Raw genomic sequence first — 10,001 nt, 5'->3', positions numbered from 1 at the left:
AGGCAAGAGAAGGGCGCGGTCCATCTCGAACCGCGCCCCGGGGGATCGTCAGGCCGTGCGGGCCGGTGTCACTCCCAGCCGACCTCGTTGAAGATGCGCTGTGCGGCCGGGACGTTGTCGGCGATCGCGGTATGGTCGAGATCGTCGGGCTTGAAGAAACCGAGCTCGGCCACCGAGGGCGAGAGCGCGACGCCCGGCACGGCCGGGTATTCGTCGTTACCGGCGGAGAAGTACTCCTGCGCGGAGGCCGACGTCAGGTACTCGAGGAAGCGGATCGCGTTCTCGCGGTTCGGCGCATGCGCGGCGACGCCGCCGCCCGAGAGGTTCATGTGCGCGCCGAAGCTGTCCTGGTTCGGGAAGACCCAGCTGATCCCTTCGAGGCTGTCGGAGAGGCCGTCCACGTCCGTCCGGATCGCGCGGGCGAAGTAGTAGGTGTTCGACATCGCGATGTCGCACTCGCCCGAGACGATGCCGCGCAGCTGGTCGGTGTCGCCGCCCTGCGGGTCGCGGGCGAAGTTGTCGACCACGGCCGCGGCCCAGTCGCGCGCGGCATCCTCGCCGAGGTGCTCGATCAGCGCTGCGAGGATGGTCTGCGAATAGACGTTGGTGCCCGAGCGGATGCAGACCATGCCCTCGTAGGCGTCGTCGGCGAGCGCCTGGTAGGTCTGCGGCGGGTTTTCGACCTCGTCCGCGTCGTAGAAGAGGATGCGCGCGCGCTGCGAGAAGCCGAACCACTCGTCGTCCTCGTCCTGCAGGTAGTCCGGCAGACGCGTCTCGAGCACGTCGGAGGAGATCGACTGCAGGAGGCCCATGCCCTTCGCGCGCTCGAGGCGCGAGGTGTCGACGGTCAGCAGCACGTCGGCCGGCGAGTTCTCGCCCTCCGCCTCCATCCGCGCGAGGAGCTCGTCCGCGTTGCCCTCGATGCGGTTGACGGTGATGCCGGTCATCTCCTCGAAGTCGGAATAGAGCCGCTCGTCGGTGTCGTAGTGCCGCGAGGAGTAGAGGTTGAGCTCGCCCTGCGCGAAGAGCGCGGGCGCCGAGGTCAGCGCGACCGCGAGCGCGGCTGCGCCGGTCAGCGCGGTGCGGTGAAATCCTGTCATGGGAGACTCCCTGATCTGCTGCGCGCCGGCCATTCCCGACGCAAATGCTCGGATAATGGATCGAGCGCAGGGGTCAAGTCTTTTCCGACCGGAACACTCGACTTTCCAGCTTCCGGCACGCGAGCGTGCCCGCCACGCCGCGCCCGCGCAGGGGCCGGTCGCACCGAAGCTTGCGCGCCCGTCCCGCGGCGGCATGGTCCGGCGACAGGCCGGCGTCGCGCCGCGCGCCTAGACCGGGACCTCCGTCGTCGCCTTGATCTCCTCCATCGAAAGGAGCGCGGTCACGTTGTGCACCTTCACCCGCGCGATCAGCGCCTGGTAGAAGGCGTCGTAAGCGCGGGCGTTCGGCACGCGGACCTTGAGGATATAGTCGATGTCGCCCGCGAGGCGGTGCGCCTCCAGGACCTCGGGGCGCGCGCGCACGGCCTCGAGGAAATCGGTCTGCCAGCCGCTCTCATGCTCGGCGGTGCGGATCAGGACGAAGAAACAGGCCTCCAGCCCCAGCGCCTCGGCGTCGAGAATCACGGTCGGTTTCCCGACGATCCCCGCCTCGCGCATCTTGCGGATGCGGTTCCAGACGGGCGTCTTGGAGGAGCCGACCGCGCGCGCGATCCGTTCGAGCGATTGCCCGGCGTCCTTCTGAAGTTCCCGCAGGATCCTGCGGTCGATCTCGTCAAGCTGCATGTCGTGCCGCCCCCTGCGCCGGCCGGAACTTCCGCCCGCATGGGGCGTAGAATAGCGGCAGTCGTTCCGCGAACCAAGGCGCCGGCGCAGGAAAAGGGAACGATGTTCCGCGCCGCGCGGGTCGCTGCGGCGACGACCTGGCACCCCCCCCTTTTCCTGACATGGATCAAAGTTTACCTCCGTACGCGGGATTATCACCAGAGCGACCCGACCCGCCGGACGAAGGCCCAGAGACCGTGACCCAGACGACGACCGAGCCCGACGCGCCCCGCGCCCCCACCCTGCCCGACGCCACCACGGTGACGGAGGTGCGGCACTGGACCGACCGCCTCTTCTCGTTCAAGGTCGAGCGGCCGCGCTCGCTGCGCTTCCGGTCGGGGGAGTTCGTGATGATCGGGCTCCTCGGCGAGACCGGCAAGCCGCTCCTGCGCGCCTATTCCATCGCGAGCCCTGCCTGGGCCGACGAGCTCGAGTTCTACTCGATCAAGGTGCCCGACGGCCCGCTCACCTCCCGGTTGCAGCACATCCGCCCGGGCGACCAGATCATCCTGCGCCCGAAACCGGTGGGCACGCTGGTGCACGACGCGCTGCTGCCCGGCAAGCGCATCTGGTTCTTCGCCACCGGCACCGGCATCGCGCCCTTCGCCTCGCTCATCCGCGACCCGCAGACCTACGAGGATTACGACGAAGTCTATCTGACGCATACCTGCCGCGACCTCGCCGAGCTCGATTACGGGCGCGAGCTCGTCGAGAGCCTGCGGGAGGATCCCCTGATCGGCGAGATGGTGGAGGGAAAACTCTTCTACTCCCCCACCACCACCCGCGAGGAGAGCCCGCGCATGGGGCGCGTGACCACGCGGATGGAGGACGGACGGCTTTTCTCGGAGCTGGGGATCACGGACTTCGGCCCCGGGACGGACCGCGCCATGGTCTGCGGCTCGCTCGGCTTCAACATGGACATGAAGGCGCTCCTCGAAGGCGCGGGGCTGCGCGAAGGCGCCAATTCCGAGCCGGCCGAATACGTCGTCGAAAAGGCGTTCGTCGGCTGACGCCACGCCACCGAACCGCGTCCCGCGGCCGCGGTGTCCCGGCGCGCTGCGGCGCCGGCCCCCTCCGCGATTGCCGCTTGAATCGCCGCGGGCCCGCGTTTAGTTTCCGCGCGCAATCTTTTCCTGACAAAAAGGACTGAAGCCATAGCTCGCAGACCTCACAACGCGCCTCCGCCGCGCGACACCGGCCCCCGCGTCAACGACCGCATCCGCGCCCCGGAAATCCGCCTGATCGGCCCGGAGGGCGAGAACCTCGGCGTGGTGCCCCCGGCCAAGGCGCTGCAGGCCGCCGAGACGGTGGGCCTCGACCTTGTGGAAATCTCGCCCAACGCCAACCCGCCGGTCTGCAAGATCATGGACTTCGGCAAGTACAAGTACGAGCAGCAGAAGCGCGAGTCCGAAGCGAAGAAGAAGCAGAAGGTCACCGACGTCAAGGAGGTCAAGTTCCGCCCGAACACCGACCAGCATGACTACGACGTGAAGCTGCGCAACGTGATCCGCTTCCTCGAGCAGGGCGACAAGGTGAAAGTCACCCTGCGCTTTCGCGGCCGCGAGATGGCGCACCAGAACCTCGGCCGCGAGCTCCTGCAGCGCGTCGCCGAGGACGTGAAGGAGCTCGGCAAGGTCGAGAACATGCCGAAGGTCGAGGGCCGGCAGATGATCATGATGATCGGGCCGACGGCCCGATGAGCGACAGCGCGGCGCCCCCCTCGGGCTGGGAGGCGCGCTATGCCACGCCGGACTACCTCTTCGGGACCGAGCCGGCGGCCTTTCTCGCCGACCACGCGCATCTGCTGCCCCCCGGGGCGACCGCCCTCGCCGTCGCCGACGGCGAGGGGCGCAATTCCGTCTTCATGGCCGGGAAGGGGCTCGCCGTCACCGCGCTCGAGTATGCGCCAACGGCCATCGCCAAGGCGCAACGCCTCGCCGCCGCGCGCGAGGTGACGGTGGAGTTCGTCGAGGCGGACGTCCTGACCGACGATTGGGGCGGCCCCTACGACCTGATCGCGGCCATCTTCATCCAGTTCGCCGGCCCCGAGGGCCGCGCGCGCCTCTTCGAGAAGATGCGCACGGCCCTCGCGCCCGGCGGCCTGCTGCTCCTGCACGGCTACACCCCCGAACAGGTCGGCCGCGGCACCGGCGGCCCGCCCTACCCCGAGAACATGTACACGGAAGCCATGCTCGCCGAGGCCTTCGCGGGTTGGGAGATCCTCGAGAACCGCGCCCACGAGCGCGACATCCGCGAGGGCAAGGGCCACGCCGGCCCCTCCGCGCTGATCGACTTCGTCGCGCGCAAACCCGCCGCATCCTGATCTGAGCGGCCTTCCGGCCGCATGCTCTCGGGTCTTTGCGAGGGGCCCTGCCCCTCGCGCTCCCCGGAGTATTTTCGCCAAGATGATGGGACGATGTGTCCGTCTCTTCTTCCCGGGCCGAATATCCTCGGGGGTGACTTGGCCGAGGGTCGAGAGGGGGCAGACGAGCCCCCGTCTGCGACGCCGGCTCAGAACCGTGCCTCGAGAAACGCCTCGAGCGCGTCCCAGCTCTCGCGGTCGGCCGCCGGGTCATAGTCGTCCGACCCCCAGACCGTGAAGGCGTGCCGCGCCCCGCCGAAGACGCGCGCGGCATGGGGTGTGCCTGCGGCCTGAAGATCGTCGAGAAGCGTGGCGAGCTCCGCCATGCCGGAGACCGGATCGGCCGAGCCGTGCAGGACCAGCACCGGCGCGCCCTGCCCTTCGTAGCTCTGCCCCTCGGGCGTGCCGAGGCCGCCGTGGAAGCTCACGAAGCCTTCGGCGTCGGCCCCGGCGCGGGCGAGTTCCAGCGTGCCGGCGCCGCCGAAGCAGTAGCCCATGACCACCACCGCCTGCGGTGCGCCCTCCTGCGCCCGCGCGGCTTCCACGCCGGCGCGGAGGCGCGCGCGGAAGGTCTCGCGGTCGTCGTACATGGCGCCGGAGAGGGCGCGGGTGTCGTCGACGTCCTGCGGATCGGCGTCCTTGCCGTAGACGTCGAGCGCGAAGGCCGCGTAGCCCTGCGCGGCGAGCATCTCGGCGCGGCGCTCCTCGTAGGCGGTCAGACCGTCCCAGTCGTGGACGATCACGACGGTGCCGCGCGCCTCTTCGAGCGCGGCATTGCGGGCGTAGTAGCCCTCGAAAACGGTGTCGCCGACGGTGTAGTCGACGGCGGCGCCTTCGATCTGCGCCTGCGCCGCCGGGGCGGCGAGCAAAGCGGCGGCGGCGGTGGCAATGGCGGCGATCAGCGTGCGGCGCATCGGGGTCTCCCTCCATGGGTGTCGCAGCGGAAGGTAGCCCGGCCCCCCGCGCCCGCCAGCCTCAGCCCGCGCGCCGCGCGCGCGGCTGCGGGCGGCTCGGGATCTCCTTCAGGAGGCCGCCGATCCCCATCGCGGCGATATCTGCGCCGGTGACCGCGATCCCGCAGGCCACCCGGGCGAGCACCCAGTCCGCGCCGTTGAGCGCGGGCGAGCGCGCGCAGCCCGGCAGGCCGATCACCGGCCGCCCGCCCTGTGCGCCGAGGAAGAGGAGGTTGCCGGGGTCCACGGGCATCCCGAAGCGCTCCACCGTGCCGCCCGCCTGCCGCACCGCCTGCGGCGCGACATCCTGCGCGTCGGAGGTCGCCGAACCGGTGAGGATCAGCACCAGGTCGCCCGCCGCCGCCGCGACCGCCTCGGCGAGCGGGGCGGTGGCGTGGGGCACGGCGACCGGCCCGCGCATCTCCATGCCGAGCGCGTCGAGCCGGCCCGCGATCGCTGGCACCCCCTTCTCCCCCGCGCCGCCGGATATCTCGGTGACGATCAGCGTCGCGCTGCGCAGCACGGGCCGGGCGAGGCGGATCGCCCCTGCCCCGTCGGCGCAGGCGGCCTCGAGCGCGGCGCCCGGCACGGCGTAGGAGATGATCTTGACCGTGCCGACCATGCCGCCCGCGGCCATCTGCTGAAAGGGCGGCACGGTGGCCAGCGTGATCATCGGGTGCACCGCGTTGAGTGCGTGCAGCCGCGCGGTCTCCATGACGACGACGCCCGGCCCCTCGGCGATCAGGTTGACGCGGCCGGTGAAGGCCTCCGTCAGGCGGAGCCCCACCGCCGCCGGATCGGGTACCAGCGCGGCAGCGAGGCGCGCGGCGGCGGCGTTCTCGTCCACGTCGCCGGGCTCGGGCCGCGCGACGGTGACCTCCGCGTGCCCCTCGGCCGCGAGCGCGGCGAGGTGCTCGGGCGCGAGGCGTTGGCCCTTCCTGAGCTTTCCCCCGGAGAGACGCACGGAATGCGCGAGCAGCGCGCCCTGCGCGCGATCGAGCGGCACGGGGCCGAACTTCATGCCCCCTGCCTCAGCACGCGCGTCATCTCGGCCAGCACGGAGACGGCGATCTCCGCCGGGCCGGCCGCGCCGATGTCGAGGCCGACGGGCGCGTGGATCCGCGCGATCTCGGCCTCGGTGAAGCCCGCCTCGGTCAGGCGTGCGACGCGCTTGGCGTGGGTGCGCGTCGAGCCCAGCGCTCCGATGTAGAAGGCGGGCGAGCGCAGCGCCTGCGCCAGCGCCGGGTCGTCGAGCTTCGGGTCGTGGGTCAGCAACACGACCGCCGTGCGCGTGTCGAGGCCCACCGCCGCCACCGCCTCGTCCGGCCAGTCGTTCAGGATGCGCTCGCCCGGAAAGCGCGCCTCGGAGCCGAAGGCCTCGCGCGGGTCGATCAGCATGGGGTCGTAGCCCACGAGCCGCGCCATGGGCACGAGCGCCTGCGCGATGTGCACCGCGCCCACGACGACCAGGCGCAGCGGCGGGTTGTGCACGGCGACGAAGGTACGCCCGTCGTCCTCGACGCCCGAGCGGTCCATGCGGAAGCGCTCCGCGTGGCCCCCCGTCTCGAGCCGCCCGGGACGCGTGCCCTCCAGGTCGGCGACATAGGCGACGGGCCTGCGGTCTAGGCGGTGGCCGACGAGCTCCTCGAGCAGCGTCTCGGAGATCACGGCGCCCACGGGCTCGACCAGCACGCGAATCGTGCCGCCGCAGGCGAGGCCGACGGAAAAGGCATCCTCGTCGGAGACGCCGAAGGTCAGGAGCCGCGGCGCGCCGTCCTCGATCGCCTCCAGCGCCTCGGCGACCACGGCGCCCTCGACGCAGCCGCCCGAGACCGAGCCCTCGATCTCCCCCTCGCCCGAGACGGCGAGCTGCGCGCCCACGCGGCGCGGCGCGCTGCCCCAGGTCTCGACCACGGTGGCGAGCGCGGCGCCGCGCCCGGCGCGGTGCCAGCCGAGCGCGGTCTCCGGGATGCGGTCGAAACGGTCCATCGCGCGGCCTCCCTGCCCCTGCGTCCCTGTCAAGGTATGCCGCGGCGGCGCGCACGAAAAGGGCCGCGGCGCCACGCGCCACGGCCCGCGTCCGGAGAGGCGCGCGTCAGGGCGCGACTCGCGCCCTTTTCACACTGCGCCCGTCACTGCGCGCCCGTCACTGCGCGCCCGTCACTGCGCGCCCGTCACTCCGCGGGCATCTCCGCGCCGCCGCTCCGCGGCGCCGGGCGCAGACGGTCCGGCAGCGCGAAGGCGACCGCGATGAAGGCGAGCCCCAGCACGATGCCGAGGGTGTCGCCCGGCAGCCCGGTGAGCCCCGGATAGCCCGCCCCGGGCACCGTGCCCAGCGTGAGCTTGGCACCGTCGAGCAGGCCCGCCCCCTGCCACCACGGGTAGCTCATCATGTAGGCCGCGGCGCCCAGCAGGCCGCCCGCGATGAAGAAGAGCGCGTCCTTGCGCCCCGTGGCCGCCGCGGCGACGCCGGTGCCGGGGCAGAACCCCGAGGCCGCCCAGCCCGCGCCGAGCAGCAGCCCGCCGAGGAAGACGCCGACATAGGCCGTCTTGACCGACATATGGCCGACGTCCACGAGCCCCAGCATCTGACCGGCGAACATCAGCACCGAACCGGTCCCGATGGCCAGCAGGATGGTCTTCATCAGGTGCAGGTTCGACAGGCTCAGCATGCGCCAGATCCAGTTGGGGTTCGTTGCCCCGATCCGGTCCAGGACGGCGCCGAAGGCGGCGCCGATGACGATGGCGAGAAGGATGGTGGTCATGGCTCAGGCCTCCTTCCGGTACATGAGGAACGCGACGGGAATCGCCGCGGCGAAGGCGCCGAGGGCGAAGATGTAGCCCGAGATCGCGGTCTGCATCATCCCCGACATCATGTGCCCGGAGGTGCAGCCGCCGGCGAGGCGCGCGCCGTAAAGCACGACGAAGCCGCCCGCGAAGGCGGTGGCGTAGCGCGCCCATGGCGTCTCGCCGAAGTTGGCGCGCCAGAGCGCGGGCGTGCGGCTCTCGGTGCCGCGGACCCAGCCGCGTGCCCAGGCCGAGAGCGCCGCGCCCGCCGCCATGGCGAGCACGAAGACGAAGCTGTAGTTGAGCGGGTCGGCCGCGTTGGCGGCATATTTCCCGTCCGACTTGGCGAGATAGGCGTTGCCGGAGGTGTAGCCGTCTTCCGTTGCCTCGATCAGGCCGGGGTTGGCGATGTCGCCGACGATTGCGTCGAGGATGACGAACTGCGTCGAGACCCCGATCGGCTTCACCAGCAGCACCGCAAGGAAGAAGACGACGCCGAGCAGAACGCCGCCGGTTTTCCAGTTGAGTGGCATGGCGGTTGTCCTTCCGATGACAGATTACGGATCCTGAATGTACATCACATTCAGAAACCGGAATGATCTGGATCAAGCACATGTTCCCGGGCGCATGCCGCGCAGAGAGCCGGGCGGCGCTCAGGCGGGGCCGAGCGCCGCCATCAGCCGCGCCTTCTCGCCCGCGTCGTCGGGGCGCGAGACCGTCTCGGCGAGGTCTTCCAGGGTGGCGATGGAGTGCCCGGCGCGGAAGCTGTCGACATGCGGCAGCATCGCGCGGATGCCCGTGGCGCGCGGGGCGAAGTCGTCGTAGCGCAGGAGCGGGTTGATCCAGACGAGGCGGCGGGCGGTCAGATGCAGCCGCTCCATCTCGCGCGAGAGGCGCTCGGGATCGCCCCGGTCGAGCCCGTCGGTGATCAGCAGAACCACCGCCCCCTGCCCCATGACGCGGCGCGACCAGTCGCGGTTGAAGGCGTGCAGGCAGTCGCCGATCCGCGTGCCGCCCTCCCAGTCCTGCGCCTCCGCCCCCGCGGCGGCGAGGGCCGCGTCCACGTCGCGCGTGCGCAGGTGGCGCGTGACGTTGGTGAGCCGCGTGCCGAAGGTGAAGGCGTGCACCTCCGCCCAGCCCGCGCCCTGGCGGTTCGAGACCGCGTGCAGGAAATGCAGGAGCACGCGGCTGTAGCGGCTCATCGAGCCCGAGATGTCGCAGAGCGCGACGAGGTTCGGCCAGCGCGGGCGCGGGCGCGTGCGTGCGAGGCGGCTCACCTCGCCGCCGGTGCGCATCGCGGCTCGGAGCGTGCGGCGGCGGTCGATGGCGCGCCCGGCCGCCGCGACCTCCGCGCGGCGCGAGGGGATCGGGCGGACGGGAAGCGAAAGCCGCGCGAGCATGCGCCGCGCCTGCGCGATCTCCGCGGTGCTCATCTGCTCGAAGTCGAGGGTGCGCAGCCGCTCCTCGGCGGAGACGGTGAGCGCCGCGTCCACCTCGATCTCGGTCTCCTCCGGCGTCTCCGCCTCCGCCTCGCGCGCGGGCATCTCGGCGCCCGCGAGCAGCGCCTCGGCGGCGCGCTTCTCGGCGGCCTCGGCCGCGCGCTCCTCGGCGACGCCGCGCACGGCGGGCAGCATCATGGCCATCATGTGCTCCATGAAGCGCGGGTCGCGCCAGAAGAGGCGGAAGACCTGCGCGAAGGCGCGCCGTTCCTCGGCGCGCGCGACGAAGCAGGCCTCGAGCACATGGTAGAAATCGCGCTTGTCGGTGAAGCCCGCGGCCTCCACGGCGCGGATCGCGTCGGCGACGCGGCCGGTGCCCACGCGGAGCCCGGCCCGGCGCAGCGCCCGGGCGAAATGCACGAGGTTGGCGACCAGCTGCGGGTCGTCGGGCAGGTCGGAAGGCACGTGTTCGGCCATCGGGCTCAGGCGCTCACGGGGCCGGCGAGAGGAGACCACGCGGCGACGCCGAGGGCGACGGCGGCAGGGGGCGCTGCCCCCGTCCGCCTGCGGCGGACTCCCCCGGGATATTTTCGCCAAGAAGAAGACCCGGCGCGGGACGGAGGATGGGTCGGGTCGC

At 71.7% G+C, this 10,001-nt stretch carries 11 protein-coding genes; 3 read left to right on the top strand and 8 right to left on the bottom strand.

Annotated features, from left to right (window positions below; all coding sequences use genetic code 11):
- Positions 1 to 68: 68 nt before the first annotated feature.
- Both ACESL7_RS08665 and ACESL7_RS08660 read right to left on the bottom strand, forming a co-directional pair.
- A complete protein-coding gene (locus ACESL7_RS08665) occupies positions 69 to 1,100 on the bottom strand; it encodes an extracellular solute-binding protein (RefSeq protein ID WP_372892918.1) in 1,032 nt (343 codons plus the stop codon).
- Between the two features lie 228 nt (positions 1,101 to 1,328).
- Positions 1,329 to 1,784 carry an Lrp/AsnC family transcriptional regulator gene (locus ACESL7_RS08660; RefSeq protein ID WP_372892917.1) on the bottom strand — a complete coding sequence of 152 codons (456 nt, stop codon included), beginning with the start codon at positions 1,782 to 1,784 and terminating at the stop codon, positions 1,329 to 1,331.
- Between the two features lie 161 nt (positions 1,785 to 1,945).
- Between ACESL7_RS08660 and ACESL7_RS08655 the strand changes: the two genes are divergently transcribed.
- From ACESL7_RS08655 to ACESL7_RS08645, 3 genes are all read left to right on the top strand, one after another.
- Positions 1,946 to 2,833, top strand: a complete 888-nt coding sequence (locus tag ACESL7_RS08655) for a ferredoxin--NADP reductase (RefSeq protein ID WP_372892916.1) — start codon at positions 1,946 to 1,948, stop codon at positions 2,831 to 2,833.
- Between the two features lie 81 nt (positions 2,834 to 2,914).
- Positions 2,915 to 3,523: a translation initiation factor IF-3 gene (gene infC, locus ACESL7_RS08650; protein WP_487247753.1), complete on the top strand. Its 609-nt coding sequence runs from the start codon at positions 2,915 to 2,917 to the stop codon at positions 3,521 to 3,523.
- Positions 3,520 to 4,146, top strand: coding sequence for a class I SAM-dependent methyltransferase (locus ACESL7_RS08645; protein WP_372892915.1), 627 nt, complete (start codon positions 3,520 to 3,522; stop codon positions 4,144 to 4,146). Before infC ends, ACESL7_RS08645 begins: the two co-directional genes overlap by 4 nt.
- Positions 4,147 to 4,334: 188 nt before the next feature.
- On the opposite strand, the gene ACESL7_RS08640 is transcribed toward ACESL7_RS08645, so the two are convergent.
- The 6 genes from ACESL7_RS08640 to ACESL7_RS08615 all read right to left on the bottom strand — a co-directional run bounded on the left by ACESL7_RS08640 (position 4,335) and on the right by ACESL7_RS08615 (position 9,841).
- On the bottom strand, positions 4,335 to 5,099 hold the full coding sequence (locus ACESL7_RS08640) for a dienelactone hydrolase family protein (RefSeq protein ID WP_372892914.1): 765 nt from the start codon (positions 5,097 to 5,099) through the stop codon (positions 4,335 to 4,337).
- A gap of 61 nt (positions 5,100 to 5,160) precedes the next feature.
- Positions 5,161 to 6,159, bottom strand: coding sequence for a molybdopterin-binding protein (locus tag ACESL7_RS08635; protein ID WP_372892913.1), 999 nt, complete (start codon positions 6,157 to 6,159; stop codon positions 5,161 to 5,163).
- Positions 6,156 to 7,127, bottom strand: a complete 972-nt coding sequence (locus tag ACESL7_RS08630; protein WP_372892912.1) for an XdhC family protein — start codon at positions 7,125 to 7,127, stop codon at positions 6,156 to 6,158. The genes ACESL7_RS08635 and ACESL7_RS08630 overlap by 4 nt, the downstream gene beginning before the upstream one ends.
- Before the next feature lie 185 nt (positions 7,128 to 7,312).
- Positions 7,313 to 7,903, bottom strand: coding sequence for a YeeE/YedE thiosulfate transporter family protein (locus ACESL7_RS08625; RefSeq protein ID WP_372892911.1), 591 nt, complete (start codon positions 7,901 to 7,903; stop codon positions 7,313 to 7,315).
- A gap of 3 nt (positions 7,904 to 7,906) precedes the next feature.
- The gene (locus ACESL7_RS08620; RefSeq protein ID WP_372892910.1) at positions 7,907 to 8,458 is read right to left on the bottom strand and encodes a YeeE/YedE thiosulfate transporter family protein; all 552 of its coding nucleotides are present in this window, start codon (positions 8,456 to 8,458) and stop codon (positions 7,907 to 7,909) included.
- Between the two features lie 120 nt (positions 8,459 to 8,578).
- Positions 8,579 to 9,841 carry a vWA domain-containing protein gene (locus tag ACESL7_RS08615; RefSeq protein ID WP_372892909.1) on the bottom strand — a complete coding sequence of 421 codons (1,263 nt, stop codon included), beginning with the start codon at positions 9,839 to 9,841 and terminating at the stop codon, positions 8,579 to 8,581.
- Between the last annotated feature and the right edge of the window lie 160 nt (positions 9,842 to 10,001).

The sequence above is a fragment of the Rhodosalinus sp. genome (assembly GCF_041685465.1).
GTDB lineage: Bacteria > Pseudomonadota > Alphaproteobacteria > Rhodobacterales > Rhodobacteraceae > Rhodosalinus.
The sequence above is the reverse complement of the archived record's forward strand: the minus strand, read 5'-3'. Positions and strand labels throughout refer to the sequence as shown.